Origin of the sequence: Azospirillum sp. B4, assembly GCF_000333275.1 — a bacterium.
Lineage (GTDB): Bacteria > Pseudomonadota > Alphaproteobacteria > Azospirillales > Azospirillaceae > Nitrospirillum.
The window spans coordinates 1-20596 of sequence record NZ_BACU01000641.1 but is presented as its reverse complement, the minus strand read 5'-3'; the positions used below and the strand labels follow the sequence as shown (position 1 = coordinate 20596).

Annotated in this window: 24 protein-coding genes; 20 read left to right on the top strand and 4 right to left on the bottom strand. The window is 65.6% G+C overall.

All coding sequences use genetic code 11. From position 1 onward, the window contains the following. The 3 genes from I55_RS29085 to I55_RS29075 all read left to right on the top strand — a co-directional run. Positions 1–603, top strand: a 603-nt coding sequence (locus I55_RS29085; protein WP_044564215.1) for a hypothetical protein, incomplete at its 5' end; no start/stop codon positions are given. Positions 604–717: 114 nt separating this feature from the next. Continuing rightward, a complete protein-coding gene (locus I55_RS29080; protein ID WP_044564214.1) occupies positions 718–2247 on the top strand; it encodes a DUF2142 domain-containing protein in 1530 nt (509 codons plus the stop codon). A 110-nt stretch (positions 2248–2357) separates the two neighbouring features. Continuing rightward, the gene (locus tag I55_RS29075; protein ID WP_252181359.1) at positions 2358–3377 is read left to right on the top strand and encodes an LLM class flavin-dependent oxidoreductase; all 1020 of its coding nucleotides are present in this window, start codon (positions 2358–2360) and stop codon (positions 3375–3377) included. 32 nt (positions 3378–3409) lie between these two features. Here the strand turns inward: I55_RS29075 and I55_RS29070 are convergent, their stop codons facing one another. The 4 genes from I55_RS29070 to rimO all read right to left on the bottom strand — a co-directional run bounded on the left by I55_RS29070 (position 3410) and on the right by rimO (position 10153). After that, positions 3410–5044: a M28 family metallopeptidase gene (locus tag I55_RS29070; protein WP_083901505.1), complete on the bottom strand. Its 1635-nt coding sequence runs from the start codon at positions 5042–5044 to the stop codon at positions 3410–3412. A 70-nt stretch (positions 5045–5114) separates the two neighbouring features. Then, on the bottom strand, positions 5115–6803 hold the full coding sequence (locus tag I55_RS29065) for a M28 family metallopeptidase (protein WP_252181358.1): 1689 nt from the start codon (positions 6801–6803) through the stop codon (positions 5115–5117). Between the two features lie 111 nt (positions 6804–6914). Continuing rightward, entirely contained in the window at positions 6915–8585 is a 1671-nt protein-coding gene (locus tag I55_RS29060; protein ID WP_044564213.1) for a M28 family peptidase, read from the bottom strand. A gap of 221 nt (positions 8586–8806) precedes the next feature. After that, positions 8807–10153 (bottom strand): 30S ribosomal protein S12 methylthiotransferase RimO, encoded by a 1347-nt coding sequence (gene rimO / locus I55_RS29055; protein WP_044564212.1) that lies wholly within the window; start codon positions 10151–10153, stop codon positions 8807–8809. Between the two features lie 542 nt (positions 10154–10695). On the opposite strand from rimO, the gene rpsL reads away from it, so the two are divergent. The 17 genes from rpsL to I55_RS28970 all read left to right on the top strand — a co-directional run. Further along, a complete protein-coding gene (gene rpsL / locus I55_RS29050) occupies positions 10696–11067 on the top strand; it encodes a 30S ribosomal protein S12 (RefSeq protein ID WP_004274236.1) in 372 nt (123 codons plus the stop codon). Positions 11068–11078: 11 nt separating this feature from the next. Then, positions 11079–11549, top strand: a complete 471-nt coding sequence (gene rpsG / locus I55_RS29045) for a 30S ribosomal protein S7 (RefSeq protein ID WP_044564211.1) — start codon at positions 11079–11081, stop codon at positions 11547–11549. Between the two features lie 30 nt (positions 11550–11579). Continuing rightward, on the top strand, positions 11580–13649 hold the full coding sequence (gene fusA / locus I55_RS29040; protein ID WP_044564210.1) for an elongation factor G: 2070 nt from the start codon (positions 11580–11582) through the stop codon (positions 13647–13649). A gap of 32 nt (positions 13650–13681) precedes the next feature. After that, on the top strand, positions 13682–14872 hold the full coding sequence (gene tuf / locus I55_RS29035) for an elongation factor Tu (protein ID WP_044564209.1): 1191 nt from the start codon (positions 13682–13684) through the stop codon (positions 14870–14872). A 76-nt stretch (positions 14873–14948) separates the two neighbouring features. Then, complete coding sequence (rpsJ, locus tag I55_RS29030; protein WP_040848411.1) at positions 14949–15257, top strand: 30S ribosomal protein S10; 309 nt, start codon at positions 14949–14951, stop codon at positions 15255–15257. Positions 15258–15317: 60 nt separating this feature from the next. Continuing rightward, positions 15318–16025 (top strand): 50S ribosomal protein L3, encoded by a 708-nt coding sequence (gene rplC / locus I55_RS29025; protein WP_044564208.1) that lies wholly within the window; start codon positions 15318–15320, stop codon positions 16023–16025. Positions 16026–16030: 5 nt separating this feature from the next. Then, positions 16031–16651 (top strand): 50S ribosomal protein L4, encoded by a 621-nt coding sequence (rplD, locus tag I55_RS29020; RefSeq protein WP_044564207.1) that lies wholly within the window; start codon positions 16031–16033, stop codon positions 16649–16651. Continuing rightward, positions 16648–16965 carry a 50S ribosomal protein L23 gene (locus tag I55_RS29015; protein ID WP_044564206.1) on the top strand — a complete coding sequence of 106 codons (318 nt, stop codon included), beginning with the start codon at positions 16648–16650 and terminating at the stop codon, positions 16963–16965. The genes rplD and I55_RS29015 overlap by 4 nt, the downstream gene beginning before the upstream one ends. A gap of 11 nt (positions 16966–16976) precedes the next feature. After that, positions 16977–17804 (top strand): 50S ribosomal protein L2, encoded by an 828-nt coding sequence (rplB, locus tag I55_RS29010; RefSeq protein ID WP_044564205.1) that lies wholly within the window; start codon positions 16977–16979, stop codon positions 17802–17804. A 12-nt stretch (positions 17805–17816) separates the two neighbouring features. Next, entirely contained in the window at positions 17817–18095 is a 279-nt protein-coding gene (gene rpsS / locus I55_RS29005) for a 30S ribosomal protein S19 (RefSeq protein ID WP_004273665.1), read from the top strand. A gap of 1 nt (position 18096) precedes the next feature. Next, positions 18097–18492 (top strand): 50S ribosomal protein L22, encoded by a 396-nt coding sequence (gene rplV, locus I55_RS29000; RefSeq protein WP_004273664.1) that lies wholly within the window; start codon positions 18097–18099, stop codon positions 18490–18492. A gap of 1 nt (position 18493) precedes the next feature. Continuing rightward, a complete protein-coding gene (gene rpsC, locus I55_RS28995) occupies positions 18494–19174 on the top strand; it encodes a 30S ribosomal protein S3 (RefSeq protein WP_044564204.1) in 681 nt (226 codons plus the stop codon). A 29-nt stretch (positions 19175–19203) separates the two neighbouring features. Continuing rightward, entirely contained in the window at positions 19204–19629 is a 426-nt protein-coding gene (rplP, locus tag I55_RS28990; protein ID WP_044564203.1) for a 50S ribosomal protein L16, read from the top strand. Continuing rightward, on the top strand, positions 19626–19832 hold the full coding sequence (gene rpmC, locus I55_RS28985) for a 50S ribosomal protein L29 (RefSeq protein ID WP_040848404.1): 207 nt from the start codon (positions 19626–19628) through the stop codon (positions 19830–19832). Before rplP ends, rpmC begins: the two co-directional genes overlap by 4 nt. 14 nt (positions 19833–19846) lie before the next feature. Then, complete coding sequence (gene rpsQ / locus I55_RS28980; RefSeq protein WP_004273663.1) at positions 19847–20104, top strand: 30S ribosomal protein S17; 258 nt, start codon at positions 19847–19849, stop codon at positions 20102–20104. Positions 20105–20129: 25 nt separating this feature from the next. Next, the gene (gene rplN, locus I55_RS28975) at positions 20130–20498 is read left to right on the top strand and encodes a 50S ribosomal protein L14 (protein ID WP_004273662.1); all 369 of its coding nucleotides are present in this window, start codon (positions 20130–20132) and stop codon (positions 20496–20498) included. Then, positions 20499–20596, top strand: a 98-nt coding sequence (locus tag I55_RS28970; RefSeq protein ID WP_044564202.1) for a KOW motif domain-containing protein, incomplete at its 3' end; no start/stop codon positions are given. It abuts the gene before it with no gap.

The window sequence follows — 20596 nt, the reverse complement described above, 5'->3', positions numbered from 1 at the left end:
CCCACCGACCTGTGGGTGGTGCGCAAGGAGGGGGCGCGTCCTTTCGTCGTGGCGCGGGGCCTGCCGGGTGCCGGCGGCATCACCACCCAGGTGGCGGAATTGCAGGCCATGGGCGTGCGCCGTGTCATCCATGTCGGCACGGCGGGGCTGCTGTCGCCCGACGTGCCCTATGGCCAGATCATCGTCTCCGACGGGTCTTACCGCGATGGCGGCGGCTTCCTGCTGGCGCCCGACGCGAAGCAGCAGGTGGCCCGGCCGGACGCCGCGTTCACCGCCCAGGTGCGGGCCGTGGCGTCCGCGTCCGGCGTGCCCAGCGCCCGGGGCGTCGGCTACACCATGCCCCTCTACTATTTCCAGCCGGGCAGCATCCTGCGCGACCTGTTGGCCATCCAGGGGCCGGACAAGCCTACTTTCGTGGAGATGGAGGAGGGGTCGTTCTTCACCCTGGCGACATTGATGGGCCTGAAGGCTGCCAGCGTGGTGGTGGGGTCCGACCGCCTGGTCAACGAGGGTGGGCACCTGCGCCAATCGCTGTGGGACGGCGACCTGGACGGCCTGGAGTTGGCGGCGTTCAAGGTGGCGGTGGAGGCGCTGAGGGAATGAGGTGGGAGGCCAACGGCCTGCCAGCCGGGCCGCGCACGCTAAGGGTTGCAAAAGGTACACGCATACTTGCACATATGGTCCAGCGTTGTGCCACGGGATCGGATTGGGGGCGGAATGGAAAAGGTGCAGGCCTTGGGTGATGGGGCATGGCGTCACGACCGCCTTGTTTGGATGCGGGCATTGATCACTTTGGGGCGCCGGCCGATTCTCGCCGCCACCTGTTATTCGCTGGTGGCTCTGGTAGCTGTACTGTTCATTGCTTCTGTTTTGCCATCGTTCGAGATCCCGGACGAGGTGAGCCATTTCCTGAAGGCTGAGTCCATTTCTGAAGGCAACATTCGTCCTGTTATCCTGGGTGACAGCCGCGGCGCGGGAGTCGATGCGGGTGCCCTTGATTACTGGGGCGCTTACAACGAACACATCACCAAGGCATCGCCGGTGCCTCCTGGCCTGGCCAGCGCCGCTGCGGCCGTGCGATGGAAGCGCGAGACCAAAGAGATCGGATTCTCCAACACGGCGCAATATGGCCCATTCTTCTATATCCCCCAGGCGGCCACCCTCGCCATTGGACGCTTGTTTGACTTTTCTGTGGAAGTCTCGTATCGCGCCGCCCGTCTGGCCGGAGCCTTGACCGCCGTCCTAGTCGCTGCTGCCGCCATTGCGTTGGCGCGCTGGGGCCGGCTGCTGCTAGCCGTCATGCTGTTGACACCCATGTATTTGTTTCTGACGGTATCGGTATCACAGGACGGGTTGTTGATTGCCGTGTCGGCGCTGTATGCGGCGCTGCTGACGCGGCTTTGGTCACGAGATGCTGGCACCGGATGGCTGACGTCTAACCGGACTTTTCTTATGGCGCTCGCCTGCGTGCTGATGTTGAGTCTGGCGCGTCTGCCGTATGTCTTGCTGTCCATTCTGCTGGTTCACCCAGATAGGTTGGACATTCGCTCATTGTGGCGGCAGCGGCGCTTCTTCGCCGGTTTTGCGACCCCGCTGCTGGCGCCGGTGATCGGCTTCGCTTTCGTTCTCTGGTGGGCCCTCTGGGCGCACATTCCGGGAACCAAAGTCATCATTGATTCTGCCATCGATCCTTCGGCGCAGATGGGACTGCTGATGTCGCATCCCTGGCGTATTCTGTTGGTGGCCTTCAGGAGTTGGCATAATCTGACCTCCACTGGGATTCAGATCATCGGAGTGTTGGGTTGGCTCAACATCGTGCTTTCTCCGTCCGCTTATAATTTGGGTCAACTGGCTATATATTTGGCCATCGTGGTCAGCATGCTGCAGCGCTCGGGGCCGGCGCTGAAAGCTGCGTTGGTGACTTGGATCGTTCTATGGGCGGTGACCGGTGCTATCGTCATGGCGCTTTACGTCACCTGGACGCCGGTGGGGGCGCCGTCGGCTTTGGGTCTGCAGGGGCGTTATTTCATGCCATTGATCTGCGTGGGCATCCTGGCGCTGCCAACAGTGCGGGCCCATATTTTCGCTTCAAGTTTGGGGCGCCGCATGGATGCGTCGTCACCGGGCGCTTTGGAGGCCGGGATCGGGTCGGTTCAAGCGATTATGTCATTGGTGGCGACTACCGGCATGGTCGTGGTTTTGCTCCATGCCTTGGGGACCTTACAAAAGGCTTATATCGGCAGCTAGGGAAGGTCCGCTTCTCCCTGTGACCGGCCTCACCTCGCAAGGCGCGACGGGCGTGCTTAGTTAACCTTTGGCAGTTCCGTCGCGGTTCGCAAGAAAGGGCCGGTCCCCCCGTGTCTCCCGCCATTCCCCCCCTGTCCGTCCCCCTGTCGGTTCTGGACCTTTCCCCCATCGTCGAGGGGGGTACCGCCGCCCAGGCCCTGCGCAACACGCTGGACCTGGCGCGCCATGCCGAGGCCCTGGGCTACCGCCGCTTCTGGGTGGCGGAGCATCACAACATGACGGGCATCGCCAGCGCCGCCACCTCGGTGGTCATCGGCTACATCGCCGGCGGCACCAAAAACATCCGGGTGGGGGCCGGCGGCATCATGCTGCCCAACCACGCGCCCCTGGTGATCGCGGAGCAGTTCGGCACCCTGGAGTCGCTCTATCCCGGCCGCATCGACCTGGGCCTGGGGCGGGCGCCCGGCAGCGATCAGCGCACCGCCTGGGCGCTGCGCCGCGACCGGTCGGACAATGGCGACAACTTCCCCCGCGACGTGCAGGAACTGCAGGCTTATTTCCGCCCGGCCCAGCCGGGCCAGCCGGTGCGCGCCGTCCCTGGCGCCGGGCTGGACGTGCCGCTGTGGATCCTGGGCTCCAGCACCTTCGGCGCCCGCCTGGCGGCGGAGCTGGGCCTGCCCTACGCCTTCGCCTCCCACTTCGCGCCGGACCAGCTGATGGAGGCGCTGCACGTCTACCGTCAGTACTACAAGCCGACGGCGGCCAATCCCAAGCCCCACGCCATGGTGGGCGTCAACGTCTTCGCCGCCGACACCGACCAGGAGGCGGAGGTGCTGTTCACCTCCCTTCAGGACCGGTTCGTGGCCCTGGCCCGTGGCAACCCCGGTCCCCTGCGTCCACCGCAACCCGGTGTCCAGTGGAGTCTGGAGGAACGCGCCTGGGCCGACCGGGCGCTGCGCTATTCCGTGGTGGGCGGTCCGGAGACGGTGCGCCACGGCCTATCCGCCATCACTCAGCAGACGGGGGCGGATGAGATCATGGTGACCGCCGCCATCCACGACCACGCCGCCCGCCGCCGCTCATTCGCGATAACGGCCGAGGTGGCCGGCCTGGCGCCGCGCGTGGACTGAGCCGCCGGAGCCAAGGACTGGCGGCGTCCAGATCAACGCGCCTGGGATTGCTCCCGCGCCGCGCGGAACTCGGCCTTCCCGTACCACTTGGGCCAGGCGTCGCTGAACGCCAGGTCGTGGCTGATGTCGTAGAGCATGTTCACGTCGGCGGCGCCGCCGGTGAAGTCCATGGCCGGCGACCATTCGTCGGACGGCTGGTGATAGTGCAGGCGGGTGAACTCATCCAGCTTGGCCTTGCCCCAGTCGGCGCCGTTGGCCACGCTGTCGATGCCGCTTTTGGCATAGACGACGGGGATGCCGACCTTGGCCAGGTTGAAGTGGTCGGAGCGGTAATAGCTGCCGCGCTCGGGGAAGGGTTCTCCGTTCACCACCTTGCCATGGGCGCCGGCCCAGGCTTTCAGGCGGTCTTCCAGGTCGGACTTGCCGCCGCCCACCAGCACCACGTCACGCACCGGCCCCAGCACGCCCAGGCCGTCCATGTTGAAGCCGGCGACCGTCTTGGCCGGCGCGAATAGGGGATGTTGGGCATAGTACTCCGACCCCAGCAAACCCTGCTCCTCCGCGGTGTAGGAGATGAACAGCAGGGTGCGGTCGGGCTTGGCGCCGTGGGTATAGCGCTTTGCCATCTCGATCAGGCCGGCGCAGCCGGAGGCGTTGTCCAGCGCGCCGTTGTAGATGGTGTCGCCGTTGACCGCCGGGCCCACGCCCAGATGGTCCCAATGCGCGCCCACCATCACCACCTCGTCCGGCCGCTTGGTGCCGGGGATCATGCCCACCACGTTGTGGGAAATGATGTCGCGCTCGGTGGGGGTGATGCCGACCGACATTTTCAGCGGCAGGGGGATGGCCTTGAAGCCGCGCCGGGCGGCGCTGTCCTTGAGCGTGGGGTAGTCCAGGCCGGCGGCCGCGAACATCTCCTTGGCCACGTCCAACTGCACCCAGCCCTCGATGGCGCTGCGGCTGTGCAGGCCGCCATCCTCCGGCATCAGGGTCAGCTTGGGGATGCCGTTGCTGTTGGCGACCACGCCCCAGGGATAGCCGGCGGCGCGGGTCTCATGCACGATGAGGGCGGCGGCAGCACCATGGCGGGCCGCCTCCTCATACTTGTAGGGCCAGCGGCCGTACCAGGTCATGGCGCCGCCGCCGAACAGCGTGGGGTCGCCGGTGGCGAAGCCGGGGTCGTTCACCAGGATCAGGACGGTCTTGCCCTTGACGTCCACCCCGGCGTAGTCGTCCCAGCCGAATTCCGGGGCGGTGATGCCATAGCCGACGAAGACCACGTCGTTGTCCTTGATCTCGGCATGCGTCGTACGCTGCCGGGTCCACAGCATCATCTGGCTGAAATACTCATAGGACAGGGTCTTGCCGTTGGCGGTGACCGTCAGCGGGCCGTCGGCCTTGCTGGTGATCTCTGTCATCGGTACGTCCTGCGTGTAGCGGCCGGCCACGGGCTTCAGTCCGATCCGCTTGAACTGCCCCTCGATATAGGCGACGGCCTTGTCCTCACCGGCTGTGCCGGGCTTGCGGCCCTGGAAATCGTCCGACGCCAGGATCTTCACATGCGCCGACAGGGCGTCCGCCGTCACCGGCGGCCCGTCCTTGGGCGCCGCCAGGGCCGTCGTCGCCAGCAGCGACAGGGCGAGCGCCCCCCATGTTCTCGTCATCATCAGCGTGCCCCTGTTCCCGGAAAAGCGAGGGCCGCATCCCCGGGTGGAGATGCGGCCCCCTTGTCGTTTCCTATTTGCCCATGGATTTGTCGCGGGCGGCCTTGAACTCGGCCTTGTCGTACCACTTCGGCCAGTCGGTGCCGAAGGCCAGCGGGTGGCTGAGGTCGTAGATCATGTTGACCTCCATGGCCCCGCCGCTCAGGTCCAGGTCCGGCGACCACTTGTCCGATGGCTGGTGATAGCGCAGGCGGGTGAACTCATCCTCTTTCGCCTTGCCCCACTCGGCGCCGTTGGCCACGCTGTCGATGCCGCTGTGGGCGTAGATCACCGGGATGCCGATCTTGGCCAGGTTGAAATGGTCGGAGCGGTAGTAGTAGCCGCGCTCGGGGAAGGGCTCGGGGTTCAGCGCCATCATGTGGGCGTCGGTCCAGGCCTTCAGCCGGTCCTCCAGGTCGGACTTCTTGCCACCCACCAGCACGATGTCGCGGGTCAGGCCGACGCTGCTCAGCATGTCCATGTTGAAGCCCGCGACCGTCTTGTTGGGCGCGAACAGCGGATGCTGGGCATAGTATTCCGAGCCCAGCAGGCCCTGCTCCTCCGCCGTGTAGGCGATGAACAGCAGGGTGCGGTCCGGCTTCGGCCCCTTGGCGTAGCGTTTCGCCAGTTCGATCAGGCCGGCGACGCCGGACGCGTTGTCCATGGCGCCGTGGTAGATGGTGTCGCCGTTGATGGCGGGGCCGATGCCCAGGTGGTCCCAGTGGGCGCCCACCAGCACCATCTCGTCCGGATGCTTGGCGCCCGGTATGGTGCCGATAACGTTGTGGGAAATGACGTCGCGCTCGGCGGGGGTGATGCCGAGGGACATCTTGAGGGGCAGGGGAACGGCCTTGAAACCGCGCCGGGCGGCGCTGTCCTTCATCGTGTTGTAGTCCAGGCCGGCGGCCTGGAAGATCGCCTTGGCCTGGTCCAACTGTACCCAGCCCTCCACCGCCGACCGGCTTTTCAGGCCGCCGTCGGCTGGCATCAGGGTCAGCTTGGGAATGCTGCCGCCGTTGGCGACCACGCCCCAGGGATAGCCCGCGGCCCGGGTCTCGTGCACGATGATGGCCGCGGTCGCCCCGTGGCGGGCCGCCTCCTCAAACTTGTACATCCAGCGGCCATACCAGGTCATGGCGCCGCCGCCGAACAGCTTGGGGTCACCGGTGGCATAGCCCGGGTCGTTCACCAGCATGATCACGGTCTTGCCGCGCACATCGACGCCGGCATAGTCGTCCCAGCCGAACTCGGGTGCGGTGATGCCATAGCCCACGAACACCATGTCGCTGTCCTTGACCTCGACATGCGGGGTGCGCTGGCGGGTCCAGGCGATCATGTCGCTGAAATACTCCAGCGACAGCGGCGTGGCCTTGGGCCCGGTGATGACCATGGGGCCGTCGGCCTTGCTGGTGATCTCCGTCAGCGGGACGTTTTGCAGGTAGCTGCCGTCCACCGCCGGCTTCAGCCCGGCCTTCTTGAACTGGTCCTGGATGTAGGCGATAGCCTTGTCCTCGCCCTCCGTTCCGGGCTTGCGGCCCTGGAACTCGTCGGACGCCAGGATGCGGATGTGTTCGGACAGCGCGCCGGCCGTCACCGGGGCCACGTCCCTGGTCACCTTCTCCGGGGTCACCTTCTCGGCCGCCATCGCCGGCAAGGCCAGGGCGCCCATCAGGGACAGCGCCGCCGCGCCCTGGAACAGGGCCCGTGTCATCTGGGTTCGCATGGGTATCTTGCGTTCCTTGTCGTTGTTCTCCGCCCATGCCCGCTGCCACAGGCCATGGGCGTCCCTGGAAAAGGCCGCGACGTCCCGCCCCGGACGTCGCGGCCTTCCCACTCACTTCGCCTGGGACTTTTCCCGGGCGGCGCGGAATTCCGCCTTCTCATACCATTTGGGCCAGGCGTCGCTGAACGCCAGGTCATGGCTGATGTCGTAGAGCATGTTCACCTCCACCGCACCACCCGTCAGGTCCATGGCCGGCGACCATTCGTCGGATGGCTGGTGGTAGTGCAGGCGGGTGTATTCCTCGTCCTTGGCCTTGCCCCACTCCGCACCGTGGGCAATGCTGTCGATGCCCATGCTGGCGTCGATGACGGGGATGCCGACCTTGGCCAGATTGAAGTGGTCGGACCGGTAGTAGTAGCCGCGCTCGGGGAAGGGTTCGGGGTTCAGGACCATGGTGTGCTTGTCGGTCCAGGCCTTCAGCCTTTCCTCCAGGTCGGACTTCTTGCCGCCCACCAGCACCACGTCGCGCACGGGGCCCAGCACGCCCAGGCCATCCATGTTGAAACCAGCCACGGTTTTGCCCGCCGGATACAGCGGGTGCTGGGCATAGTATTCCGAACCCAGCAGGCCCTGTTCCTCCGCCGTATAGGCGATAAACAGCAGGGTGCGGTCGGGCTTGGGGCCGTGGGTGTAGCGCTTGGCCATCTCGATCAGGCCGGCGATGCCGGTGGCGTTGTCCAGCGCGCCGTTATAGATGGCGTCGCCGTTGACCGCCGGGCCGATGCCCAGGTGATCCCAGTGCGCACCCACCAGCACCACCTCGTCCGGGCGCTTGGCGCCGGGGACGATGCCCACCACGTTGTGGGAGATGACGTCGCGCACCACGGGGGTGATGCCGACCGACATCTTGGCGTTCATGGGCACGGCCTTGAAGCCGCGCCGGGCGGCGCTGTCCTTGAGCGTGGGATAGTCCAGGCCGGCGGCCGCGAACAGCTCCTTCGCCTGGTCCAACTGCACCCAGCCTTCCACCGCCGACCGGCTCTGCAGGCCGCCGTCGGCCGGCATCAGGGTCAGCTTGGGCACGCTGTTGCTGTTGGCGACCACGCCCCAGGGGTAACCGGCGGCGCGGGTCTCATGCACGATGATGGCGGCGGCGGCGCCATGGCGGGCCGCCTCCTCATACTTGTAGGGCCAGCGGCCGTACCAGGTCATGGCGCCGCCGCCGAACAGCGCGGGGTCGCCGGTGGCGAAGCCGGGGTCGTTCACCAGGATGACCACCGTCTTGCCCTTGACGTCGACGCCGGCATAGTCATCCCAGCCGAATTCCGGGGCGGTGATGCCGTAGCCGACGAAGACCAGGTCGCTATCCTTCACCTCGGCATGACTGGTGCGCTGCCGGTTCCAGATCATCATCTGGCTGAAGTACTCGTACGACAGCGTCTTGGCTTGGCCGTCCTTGCCCGTGGCCGTGAACACCATGGGGCCGTCGGCCTTGCTGGTGATCTCGGTCATCGGCACGTCCTGCAGGAAGCTGGTGCCGACGGCGGGCTTCAGGCCCACCTTCTTGAACTGGTCCTGGATGTAGGCGATGGTCTTTTCCTCGCCCTCGGTCCCTGGCTTGCGGCCCTGGAACGCGTCGGAGGCGAGGATCTTGACGTGGGCGGTCAAGGCTTCGGCCGTCACCGGGCCGGCGTCCTTCGCCGTCCCCGTGCTGGCCGCCCCAATGCCCATCGCCAGGGTCAGGGCGATCACCGCCGTGGCCGTGCGTAGTCTGGCTCCCATTAGGATGGATTCCCCATAGTCTGGTCGTCTCGCCGGCGGTTACCCCGCGATAGCGCCGCTTGCGGCGAAGCATACGGGGGTACCGGCGCCGATTCCAAGGCCCAGGGTGGGCGGCCTGCCGAAAGTTGGATATTGGATATGGGCGGCCTGGGGACCCAGAAACGATAGGGCCCGGCCATCGCTGGCCGAGCCCTCCGCTCAACGACGCCGGGACGGGACCTTCAGGCGTCGACCCGGGTGCCCCACAGGTCATATTCCTCGGCATGTTCCACCGTCACCTGGACGATGTCGCCCACGGCCACGCTGGTGTCGCCGTTCAGGAAGACGCTGCCGTCGATCTCCGGCGCGTCGGCGGCGGAGCGGCCGATGGCGCCTTCCTCATCCACCTCGTCGATGATGACGTCGATGGTGCGGCCGACCTTGGCCTGCATGCGCTCCTCGCTGATGGCCTGCTGGTGGGCCATCAGGCGGTTCCAGCGCTCCTCCTTCACCTCTTCGGGCACCGCGCCCTCGATGGCGTTGGCGGTGGCACCCTCCACGGCCTCATACTTGAAGCAGCCCAGCCGGTCGATCTTGGCCTCCGACAGCCAGTCCAGCAGGAACTGGAAGTCCTGCTCCGTCTCGCCGGGAAAGCCGACGATGAAGGTGGAGCGGATGGTGAGGTCGGGGCAGATGTCGCGCCAGCCGCGGATACGGTTCAGCACCTTCTCCTGGTTGCCGGGACGCTTCATGGCCTTCAGCACGTTGGGGCTGGCGTGCTGGAAAGGGATGTCCAGGTAGGGAAGGATCAGGCCCTCGGCCATCAGGGGGATGACCTCGTCCACGTGCGGGTAGGGGTAGACATAGTGCAGGCGGACCCAGGCGCCCAAGCCTCCCAGCTCACGCGCCAGGTCGGTCATGTGGGCGCGGACCTTGCGGCCCTTGAACTCGCTTTCGGCATGGCGCAGGTCCAGGCCGTAGGCGCTGGTGTCCTGGGAGATGACCATCAGCTCGCGCACGCCGGCGTTCACCAGACGCTCCGCCTCGCGCAGCACGTTGCCAGCCGGCCGGCTGGCCAGGTCGCCGCGCAGCGAGGGGATGATGCAGAAGCTGCAGCGGTGGTTGCAGCCCTCGGAAATCTTCAGATAGGCGTAGTGGCGCGGGGTCAGGCGCAGGCCTTCGGGCGGCACCAGGTCGGTGTAGGGGTTGTGCACGGGAGGCAGGTGATCGTGCACCGCCGACACCACCTGTTCATACTGGTGGGGGCCGGTGACGGCCAGCACGTTGGGGTACATCTCGCGGATGCGGCCCTCTTCCACGCCCATGCAGCCGGTGACGATGACGCGGCCGTTCTCGCGCATCGCCTCGCCGATGGCGTCCAGGCTCTCCTGCTTGGCGCTGTCCAGGAAGCCGCAGGTGTTGACCAGCACCACGTCGGCATCGTCATAGCTGGGCGAGACCTCATACCCCTGCGAGCGCAGCTTGGTCAGGATGCGTTCGCTGTCGACCAGGGCCTTGGGGCAGCCCAGGCTGACGATGCCGACCTTGGGGGCGCCGGCGGGGGAGGTGGTGAGGGGGGGCTTGCTCATGGGGCGGCGCTCGGGAATCCAAAAGGGCGCCGCCGGTGGACCCCATGCCGCATGCGGTCGGCGAAGGTCTCTCTCGAAGGCGCGCTGACACTATACTATAAGGTGAGCGACGGACCCCTGGGCCGCACCCGCTCGTCTGGCCCGGGTATATAGCGGTACCGGGCCCATTTGCCCATCCCCCGCGCTCTCCGGACCGCGTGCCACACGTGCAGGGGAGGGGCCCGCAAATGTGGGGCGGGCCCCTGTCCTGGACGCACGGCTTACCCTGGATTTTTGAGTCTAGAGCGCTTGACGGGCGAGGCCGACGTCCATATAGTCCGCCCACATTTTTCGAGGGGCAGGCTGTAGGCCGCCCTTGCGGGCTAGACGCTGTCTCTCAAAAAGACCCCCTCGAAAATCTGTATAGCCGCACCCGAGTCCTTGTTCGGACGGCGTTTGCAAGGCCCGCGCGGAGCCAGTTAGCGCTTCGTGACGGGACTTTCGTCGTTCTGGGCATGTGTTTTGGGTGCCTTGTTGTTGGAACTGTGAACCGAGAGCGGTAGATGCCGACGATCAACCAGTTGATCCGCAAGTCCCGTGAGGGCGTGCCGGAGCGGGACAAGGTCCCGGCGTTGCAGGAATGCCCCCAGAAGCGCGGTGTCTGCACGCGCGTCTACACGACCACCCCGAAGAAGCCGAACTCGGCGCTGCGTAAGGTCGCCCGCGTGCGGCTGACCAACGGCCACGAGGTCATCAGCTACATCCCCGGCGAGGGTCACAACCTGCAGGAACACTCCGTGGTGATGATCCGCGGCGGCCGTGTGAAGGATCTTCCCGGCGTGCGCTATCACATCATCCGCGGTTCGTTGGATACCCAGGGCGTGAAGGACCGTCGCCAGCGTCGGTCCAAGTACGGCGCCAAGCGTCCGAAGTAAGGAGTTATCTCATGTCCCGTCGTCGTCGCGCCGAGAAGCGTGAAGTCCTGCCGGATGCCAAGTATGGCGATACCATCCTGACGAAGTTCATGAACTGCCTGATGTACGACGGGAAGAAGTCCGTCGCCGAGCAGATCGTGTACGGCGCCCTGGAGCGTATCGAAGGCAAGGTGAAGGCTGATCCCATTCAGCTGTTCCACGACGCCCTGAACAACGTCCGTCCCTACCTGGAAGTGCGTTCCCGCCGTGTCGGCGGTGCGACCTACCAGGTGCCGGTCGAGGTCCGTCAGGACCGCGCCCAGGCCCTGGCCATCCGTTGGCTGATCGCCGCCGCCCGCGGCCGGTCGGAGAACACGATGACCGAGCGCCTGTCGGGTGAGCTGCTGGACGCGGCCAACCAGCGTGGCGTCGCCGTGAAGAAGCGTGAAGACACCCACCGTATGGCGGAGGCCAACAAGGCCTTCTCGCACTACCGGTGGTAAGGCTGGGACTGGCTTAGGCCTTAAGGAATCATGGCGCGCTCCCATCCTCTCGATCGTTACCGGAACATTGGCATCTGTGCCCACATTGATGCCGGCAAGACCACGACGACCGAGCGGATCCTGTACTACACCGGCAAGTCCTACCGCATGGGCGAGGTCCACGAGGGCACCGCCGCGATGGACTGGATGGAGCAGGAGCAGGAGCGCGGCATCACCATCACTTCGGCGGCCACGACCTGCTTTTGGCGTGACCACCGGGTGAACATCATCGACACCCCGGGGCATGTCGACTTCACCATCGAGGTCGAGCGTTCCCTGCGGGTGCTGGATGGTGCGGTGGCGCTGTTCGACGCCGTGGCCGGGGTCGAGCCCCAGTCGGAAACCGTGTGGCGGCAGGCGGACAAGTACCGTGTGCCGCGCATGTGTTTCGTGAACAAGATGGACCGGGTCGGCGCCGACTTCTTCGGCACCGTCCAGATGATCCGGGAGCGGCTGGGCGCCAACGCGGCGGTCCTGCAGCTTCCCATCAAGACGGAAGCCGGCTTCTCCGGCGTCGTCGACCTGGTGAAGAACAAGGCCATCGTCTGGAAAGAAGAGACGCTGGGCGCCGAGTTCTTCGAGACTGAGGTTCCGGCCGCCTTGGCCGAACAGGCGAGCGAATACCGCGCCCGTCTGGTCGAGCAGGCGGTGGAATTGGATGAGGCCGCCACCGAGCGCTACCTCGAGGGTGTGGAACCCGACGAGGCGGCGCTCAAGGCGCTGATCCGGAAGGGAACGATCGCGCTGCGCCTGGTGCCGGTGCTGTGCGGTTCGGCCTTTAAGAACAAGGGCGTTCAGCCGATGCTGGACGCCGTTGTCGACTTTCTGCCCTCGCCGCTCGACATCGCCGATGTCGCGGGCGTGGCGCTGGACGGGGAACCGGCCAGCCGGCGGACGGACGACACGGCGCCCTTCGCCGGCTTGGCGTTCAAGGTGATGAACGATCCTTTCGTGGGCTCGCTCACTTTCGTCCGGGTGTACTCGGGCTCGGTGGCGGTCGGCGATCGCGTGTTGAACGCGACGAAGGGGGAGAAGGAGAGCGTCGGCAGGATGCTGCTGATGCACGCCAACACCCGGGAAGAGATCGAAGCGGCTTGCGCGGGCGACATCGTCGCCCTGGCGGGGCTGGAGAACACGACGACGGGCGACACCCTGTGCGATCCCGCGGCACCTCTGGTGCTGGAGCGCATGGAGTTCCCGGAGCCGGTGATCGAGGTGGTGGTCGAGCCTAAGACCCAGGCGGATCACGACCGGATGGCCATGGCGCTGCAGCGGCTGGCGGCGGAGGATCCGTCCTTCCGCGTCGGGCGTGACGCCGAGACGGGACAAACCGTCATCGGTGGCATGGGCGAGCTGCACCTGGAGATCATCGTCGATCGCATGCGGCGGGAATACCGGGTGGAAGCCGACGTCGGCGCGCCGCAGGTGGCCTACCGGGAAACCATCGCCCATAAGGCGGAGGTTGCCCACACGCTGAAGCGGCAGGTTGGTGCCATGGGGCAGTTCGCCCAGGTGACGCTGACCTTCGAGCCGTCCGAGCCCGGTAGCGGGTTCCGGTTCGAGAACAAGGCGGGCAGCAGGCTGCCCAAGGAATTCGCCCACGGGGCCCAGGGCGGCGTCGACGCCGCCAAGGACAGTGGGGTGATCGCCGGCTTCCCGGTGATCGATCTGAAGGTAGAGCTGGTCGACGGCGCGTTTCATGACGTCGACAGCTCCGTCGAGGTGTTCGAACAGGCCGCCCGCGCCGCGTTCAAGGAAGGGATGGCGAAAGCCAAGCCCGTCCTGCTGGAACCGGTGATGGCGGTCGAGGTGGTCACCCCCGACGACTACATGGGTGATGTCATCGGCGACCTGAACAGCCGCCGGGGACAGGTGACAGGAATGGATCAGCGGGGCAATGCGCGCGTCATCATCGCCAGGGTCCCGCTGGCCAACATGTTTGGGTACGTGAACAACCTGCGCTCGATGAGCCAGGGCCGGGCACAGTACTCGATGCAGTTTGACCATTATGAGCCGGTGCCGGCTGCCATCGCGGATGTCGTTCGCGCCAAGATGGCCTGATCAGGCAGAAGTCAAGAGAAGGAAGAGTAACCATGGCGAAGGCGAAATTCGAGCGCACGAAGCCGCACTGCAACATCGGCACCATCGGTCACGTCGACCATGGCAAGACGTCGCTGACGGCTGCGATCACCAAGGTGCTGGCTGAGACCGGCGGTGCGACGTTCACCGCGTACGACCAGATCGACAAGGCGCCGGAAGAGAAGGCGCGCGGCATCACGATCTCGACCGCCCACGTCGAGTACGAGACGGCCAACCGTCACTATGCCCACGTCGACTGCCCCGGCCACGCCGACTATGTGAAGAACATGATCACCGGCGCCGCGCAGATGGACGGCGCGATCCTGGTGGTGTCGGCCGCCGACGGCCCGATGCCGCAGACCCGCGAGCACATCCTGCTGGCCCGCCAGGTCGGCGTGCCCGCGCTGGTGGTGTTCATGAACAAGGTCGACATGGTCGACGACCCCGAGCTGCTGGAGCTGGTGGAGCTGGAAGTGCGCGAGCTGCTGAGCAGCTACGACTTCCCCGGGGACGACATTCCGATCGTGAAGGGCTCCGCCCTGTGCGCCCTGGAGAACCGCAGCCCCGAGATCGGCCATGACGCCATCCTGGAGCTGATGAAGCAGGTCGACGCCTACATCCCGCAGCCGGAGCGTCCGGTTGACAAGCCCTTCCTGATGCCGATCGAAGACGTGTTCTCGATCTCCGGCCGTGGCACCGTGGTGACCGGCCGTGTCGAGCGCGGCATCGTGAAGGTGGGTGAGGAAATCGAGATCGTCGGTCTGAAGACCACGGTGAAGACGACCGTCACCGGCGTCGAGATGTTCCGCAAGCTGCTGGACCAGGGCCAGGCTGGCGACAACATCGGCGCGCTGCTGCGCGGCACGAAGCGTGAAGACGTCGAGCGCGGCCAGGTCCTGGCCAAGCCCGGCTCGATCACCCCGCACACCAAGTTCGTGGCCGAAGCCTACATCCTGACGAAGGAAGAAGGCGGCCGTCACACCCCGTTCTTCACCAACTACCGTCCCCAGTTCTACTTCCGTACCACGGACGTGACGGGCATGGTCGCGCTGCCGGAAGGCACCGAGATGGTGATGCCGGGCGACAACGTGCAGGTGACCGTGGAGCTGATCGCCCCCATCGCCATGGACGAAGGCCTGCGCTTCGCCATCCGTGAAGGCGGCCGCACCGTCGGCGCCGGCGTGGTCGCCAAGATCATCGCCTGATAGTACCAACTGATTTGATTGACCGGTGTGCGGTGCCGTTGCTATACGGCACCGCTTCCAACCAAGGTTTAGGACGATGGAAAGCCAGAATATCCGGATCCGCCTGAAGGCGTTCGATCATCGCGTGCTCGATCAGTCGACCAGCGAGATCGTGAATACGGCCAAGCGGACCGGTGCCCGGGTGCGCGGTCCGATCCCCCTTCCGACCCAGGTCGAGAAGTTCACGGTGAACCGTAGCCCGCACATCGACAAGAAGTCGCGTGAGCAGTTCGAGATCCGTACCCACAAGCGCCTGCTGGACATCGTCGATCCGACCCCGCAGACCGTGGACGCGCTGATGAAGCTCGACCTGGCCGCCGGCGTCGACGTCGAGATTAAGCTGTAAGTTTTGAGTGTGTGGGACCTCTCCCCCTGAGGATGTCCCCTGTTAGGAGAAGAGACTAAAATGCGATCCGGTTTGATCGCGCAGAAGCTCGGCATGACCCGCATCTTCACGGATGAGGGCGAGCACGTGCCGGTGACTGTGCTGAAAGTCGACAATTGCCAGGTCGTCTCCCACAAGACCGAAGACCGGGACGGGTACACCGCCCTGGAAGTCGGCGTGGGCAAGGCCAAGGTGAAGAACGTCACGAAGGCTGAGCGCGGCCACTTCGCCAAGGCGAAGGTGGAGCCGAAGAAGAAGACCGTGGAATTCCGGGTGACCCCGGATGCCCTGGTCGAGGTCGGTGCTGAGATCACCGTCGACCACTTCGTCGCTGGCCAGTTCGTGGACGTCACCGGGACGACCATCGGCAAGGGCTTCGCCGGTGGCATGAAGCGCTGGAACTTCGGCGGCCTTCGCGCCACGCACGGTGTGTCCGTGTCGCACCGTTCGCACGGTTCGACCGGTCAGCGCCAGGATCCCGGCCGCACCTTCAAGAACAAGAAGATGGCGGGCCACCTGGGCGTTGAGCAGGTCACCACCCAGAACCTGAAGGTCGTCTCGGTCGATGTCGAGCGCGGCCTGATCCTCGTCCGCGGCGCCGTCCCCGGCTCCGAAGGCGGTTATATCCTGGTGAAGGACGCCGTGAAGAAGAAGCTGCCGGAGGGTGTTCCCTTCCCGGCCGCCTTCCGCACGCCCGCCCAGGACGCTCCTGCCGCGCAGGAGGGCTGAGCATCATGAAGACGACCGTTAAGAACCTGAAGAACGAGCAAGTCGGCGAGATCGAGCTGGACGATGCCGTGTTCGGCCTGCCGGCCCGCGCCGATCTGCTGGCCCGCATGGTGAACTGGCAGCTGGCCAAGCGCCGTCAGGGCACGCACAAGACCAAGGGGATCTCCGAGATCTCCGGCACGACCAAGAAGCCGTGGAAGCAGAAGGGCACCGGCCGTGCCCGTCAGGGCTCCCTGCGCTCGCCGCAGTTCCGCGGCGGCGCGGTGATCTTCGGTCCGGTGGTGCGCAGCCATGAGCATGACCTGACGAAGAAGGTCCGCAAGCTGGCCCTGAAGACCGCCCTGTCGGTCAAGGCCGCCGAAGGCAAGCTGGTCATCCTGGACGACGCCCGCGCCGAGACCCACAAGACCAAGGCGCTGGTCGAGCAGTTCGGCGCCCTGGGCCTGAACTCGGTCCTGATCATCGACGGCGCCAACCTGGATGAGAACTTCGTCCGGGCCGCCGGCAACATCCCCCACGTGGATGTGCTGCCGGAGCAGGGCGCCAACGTGTACGACATCCTGCGGCGCGACACCCTGGTGTTGACCCGCAACGCGGTCGAGCAGTTGGAGGCTCGCCTGAAATGAGCAAGAACGCGAAGCCGTTTGTGAGCGCCGAGCGCATGTACGATCTGATCGTCGCGCCGGTCATCACCGAAAAGTCCACCATGGGCTCCGAGCATAACCAGGTCACCTTCCGGGTGCCCCTGGATGCCACGAAGCCCGAGATCAAGCAGGCCGTCGAAGGCCTGTTCAAGGTCAAGGTGACGGCCGTCAACACCATCGTCTCGAAGGGCAAGACCAAGCGCTTCCGGGGCATCGTGGCGCGTCGGTCCGACTTCAAGAAGGCCATCGTGACCCTCGCCGAAGGGCACACGATCGACGTCACCACCGGCGTGTGAGGGCATTAACGATGGCACTTAAGACTTATCGTCCGATTACCCCGAGCCTCCGCCAGCTGGTGCTGGTCGATCGCTCGGAGCTGTACAAGGGCAAGCCGGTAAAGGCGCTGACGGAAGGCCTCAGCGGCTCCGGCGGTCGTAACAACACCGGTCGCATCACCGCGCGTCGCATGGGCGGCGGCCACAAGCGCCGTTACCGTCTGATCGACTTCAAGCGCAACAAGTTCGACGTCCCCGCGACCGTCGAGCGCCTGGAGTACGACCCGAACCGGACGGGCTTCATCGCCCTGATCCGCTACCAGGACGGCGATCTGGCCTACATCCTGGCTCCGCAGCGCCTGAAGGCTGGCGACGTCGTCGTCGCTGGCGAGAAGGTCGACGTGAAGCCCGGCAACGCCATGCCGCTGAAGAACATCCCGGTCGGCACCATCGTCCACAATGTGGAGATGCGTGCGGGCAAGGGCGGCCAGCTGGCCCGCTCCGCCGGTACGTTCCTGCAGCTGGTGGGTCGCGACCAGGGTTACGCCCAGCTGAAGCTGCCTTCGGGTGAGCTGCGCATGGTCCGTGGCGAGTGCATGGCCACCATCGGTGCCGTGTCCAACCCCGACCAGGCCAACACCGTGATCGGCAAGGCCGGTCGCAACCGTTGGCTGGGCCGTCGTCCGGCTGTCCGTGGCGTCGCCATGAACCCGATCGACCACCCGCACGGTGGTGGTGAAGGCCGTACCTCCGGTGGCCGTCATCCGGTCACGCCGTGGGGCAAGCCGACCAAGGGCAAGAAGACGCGTAGCAACAAGAAGACTGACGGGCTGATTATCCGCCGTCGTCGCTCTAAGTAAGGAGTAGGACCCGTGACCCGTTCCGTCTGGAAGGGGCCGTTCATCGACGGCTACCTTTTGAAGAAGGCAGAGAAGGCGCGCGCGTCCGGCCGCAACGAGATCATCAAGATCTGGTCGCGCCGTTCCACGATCCTGCCCCAGTTCGTCGGTCTGACCTTTGGCGTGTACAACGGCCATAAGTTCCTGCCGGTGCTCGTGACCGAGAACATGATCGGACACAAGTTCGGTGAGTTCTCCCCGACGCGGACTTTCTACGGCCACGCGGCCGACAAGAAGGCGAAGAGGAAGTAAAATGAGCAAGCCTCAATCTGAACGGCCTTTCGCCGACAACGAGGCTGCGGCGCACGGCCGGATGATCAAATCCAGTGCCCGCAAGCTGAACCTCGTCGCCCAGATGATCCGCGGCAAGGAAGCCGGTACGGCTCTGGCCATGCTGACCTTCTCCAAGCGCCGCATCGCCGGCGAAGTGAAGAAGGTGCTGCAGTCGGCCATCGCCAACGCCGAGAACAACCACCAGCTGGACGTCGATCGTCTGGTGGTCGCTTACGCCACCGTGGGCCGCGCCCTGGTGATGAAGCGCTTCCACGCCCGGGCCCGCGGTCGCGGCGCCCGTGTCGAGAAGTCTTACAGCAACTTGACCGTGGTCGTGCGCGAGCGCGCCGAGGAAGCCACGGGGGAGACCGCGTAACATGGGTCAGAAAGTCAACCCCATCGGGCTCCGCGTCGGTATCAACCGGACCTGGGACAGCCGCTGGTTCGCCAACCGCGACTACGCCACCCTGCTGCACCAGGACCTGCGCCTGCGCAAGCACCTGCAGGGCAAGCTGGCCGCGGCCGGCGCCTCGCGCATCATCATCGAGCGGCCGGCCAAGAAGGCCCGCGTCACCATCCACACGGCCCGTCCGGGTGTGGTGATCGGCAAGAAGGGCGCCGACATCGAGAAGCTGCGCACCGATCTGGGCCGCATGACCGGTTCCGAGGTCAGCCTGAACATCGTCGAGATCCGCAAGCCGGAACTCGACGCCCGGCTGATCGCCGAGAACATCGCCAGCCAGCTGGAGCGTCGTGTCGCCTTCCGTCGCGCCATGAAGCGCGCCGTGCAGTCGGCCATGCGCCTCGGCGCCCAGGGCATCCGCATCAACTGCGGCGGCCGTCTGGGTGGCGCCGAAATCGCTCGTATGGAGTGGTACCGCGAAGGCCGCGTTCCGCTGCACACGCTGCGCGCCGAGATCGACTACGGCACGGCCACGGCTAAGACCACCTACGGCACCTGCGGTGTCAAGGTGTGGGTGTTTAAGGGCGAAATTCTGGCGCACGATCCGTTCGCCCAGGACAAGCGCGCCGATCAGCAGCCCGTCGCGGCGCGCTGAGGGTGAACGGATACTAGAGGGCAATTGCCATGCTGAGTCCGAAACGTACTAAGTACCGCAAGCAGCACAAGGGGCGCATCCACGGCGCCTCCAAGGGCGGCACGCAGCTGAACTTCGGCGCCTTTGGTCTGAAGGCGGTCGAGCCGGCGCGCATCACCGCGCGCCAGATCGAGGCGGCCCGCCGCGCGATCACCCGTCACATGAAGCGTCAGGGCCGGGTCTGGATCCGGATTTTCCCGGACGTGCCGGTGTCGAGCAAGCCCGCCGAAGTCCGCATGGGCTCCGGTAAGGGGTCGCCCGAGTTCTGGGCGGCCCGCGTGGCCCCCGGCCGCATCATGTTCGAGCTGGATGGTGTGCCGGCGGACCTCGCCAAGCGCGCCTTCGAGCTGGCCGCTGCCAAGCTGCCGATTAAGACCCGATTCATCACCCGCCTGGGTGAGGGAGCTGAGGCATGACCAAAGCCGTCGACCTGCGCACTAAGAGCGTGGATGAGTTGCAGGACCAGCTCTTGCAGCTGAAGAAAGAGCAGTTCAATTTGCGCTTCCAGCGCGCCTCCGGGCAGCTGGAGAACACCGCGCGTGTCGGCCAGGTTCGGCGCGACATCGCTCGGATCAAGACCATCCTGGGCCAGCGGGAAACCGCTGCGCCCGTGTCCTGACAGGGGGAAGCGTTATGCCCCGGCGTGTTTTGCAGGGCACGGTTGTGAGTGACAAGGGCGACAAGACCGTCATCGTGCTGGTCGAGCGTCGTGTTATGCACCCCGTGTACAAGAAGTTCATTAAGCAGTCGAAGAAGTATGCTGCCCATGACGAGCAGAATGCTTATAAGGCTGGCGACACGGTGACGATCGAAGAGTGCCGTCCGATTTCCAAGCGGAAGCGGTGGGCCGTCGTCGTGGAAAGCGCCGCCCCGTCGGGCGCCGCCGTCTAACTGTTTTGCTTAAGGAAGCCAAACCATGATCCAGATGCAAACCAACCTGGAGGTCGCTGACAACAGCGGCGCGCGCCGGGTGCAGTGCATCAAGGTGCTGGGCGGCTCCATGCGGAAGGTCGCGGCCGTTGGCGACGTCATCGTCGTCTCGGTCAAGGAGGCCATTCCGCGGGGTCGCGTGAAGAAGGGTGACGTGCATCGCGCCGTCATCGTTCGCACCGCCAAGGAAATCCGTCGCACCGACGGTTCCGCCATCCGCTTCGACCGCAACGCGGCCGTGCTCATCAACAAGCAGGGTGAGCCGATCGGGACCCGTATCTTCGGGCCGGTCACGCGTGAGCTGCGCGCCAAGAAGTTCATGAAGATCATCTCCCTGGCGCCGGAGGTCCTGTAAATGTCGAAGATTAAGAAGGCCGACAAGGTCATCATCATCGCCGGCAAGGACAAGGGCAAGCAGGGCGAGGTGATCGCCGTTCTGCCTAAGGAGAACCG

Coding starts and splice junctions, on each gene's coding strand:
- I55_RS29080 (WP_044564214.1), top strand. CDS start 718: ATGGAAAAGGTGCAGGCCTTGGGTGATGGGGCATGGCGTCACGACCGC.
- I55_RS29070 (WP_083901505.1), bottom strand. CDS start 5,044: ATGATGACGAGAACATGGGGGGCGCTCGCCCTGTCGCTGCTGGCGACG.
- I55_RS29065 (WP_252181358.1), bottom strand. CDS start 6,803: ATGCGAACCCAGATGACACGGGCCCTGTTCCAGGGCGCGGCGGCGCTG.
- I55_RS29060 (WP_044564213.1), bottom strand. CDS start 8,585: ATGGGAGCCAGACTACGCACGGCCACGGCGGTGATCGCCCTGACCCTG.
- rimO (WP_044564212.1), bottom strand. CDS start 10,153: ATGAGCAAGCCCCCCCTCACCACCTCCCCCGCCGGCGCCCCCAAGGTC.
- rpsL (WP_004274236.1), top strand. CDS start 10,696: ATGCCGACGATCAACCAGTTGATCCGCAAGTCCCGTGAGGGCGTGCCG.
- rpsG (WP_044564211.1), top strand. CDS start 11,079: ATGTCCCGTCGTCGTCGCGCCGAGAAGCGTGAAGTCCTGCCGGATGCC.
- fusA (WP_044564210.1), top strand. CDS start 11,580: ATGGCGCGCTCCCATCCTCTCGATCGTTACCGGAACATTGGCATCTGT.
- tuf (WP_044564209.1), top strand. CDS start 13,682: ATGGCGAAGGCGAAATTCGAGCGCACGAAGCCGCACTGCAACATCGGC.
- rpsJ (WP_040848411.1), top strand. CDS start 14,949: ATGGAAAGCCAGAATATCCGGATCCGCCTGAAGGCGTTCGATCATCGC.
- rplC (WP_044564208.1), top strand. CDS start 15,318: ATGCGATCCGGTTTGATCGCGCAGAAGCTCGGCATGACCCGCATCTTC.
- rplD (WP_044564207.1), top strand. CDS start 16,031: ATGAAGACGACCGTTAAGAACCTGAAGAACGAGCAAGTCGGCGAGATC.
- I55_RS29015 (WP_044564206.1), top strand. CDS start 16,648: ATGAGCAAGAACGCGAAGCCGTTTGTGAGCGCCGAGCGCATGTACGAT.
- rplB (WP_044564205.1), top strand. CDS start 16,977: ATGGCACTTAAGACTTATCGTCCGATTACCCCGAGCCTCCGCCAGCTG.
- rplV (WP_004273664.1), top strand. CDS start 18,097: ATGAGCAAGCCTCAATCTGAACGGCCTTTCGCCGACAACGAGGCTGCG.
- rpsC (WP_044564204.1), top strand. CDS start 18,494: ATGGGTCAGAAAGTCAACCCCATCGGGCTCCGCGTCGGTATCAACCGG.
- rplP (WP_044564203.1), top strand. CDS start 19,204: ATGCTGAGTCCGAAACGTACTAAGTACCGCAAGCAGCACAAGGGGCGC.
- rpmC (WP_040848404.1), top strand. CDS start 19,626: ATGACCAAAGCCGTCGACCTGCGCACTAAGAGCGTGGATGAGTTGCAG.
- rpsQ (WP_004273663.1), top strand. CDS start 19,847: ATGCCCCGGCGTGTTTTGCAGGGCACGGTTGTGAGTGACAAGGGCGAC.
- rplN (WP_004273662.1), top strand. CDS start 20,130: ATGATCCAGATGCAAACCAACCTGGAGGTCGCTGACAACAGCGGCGCG.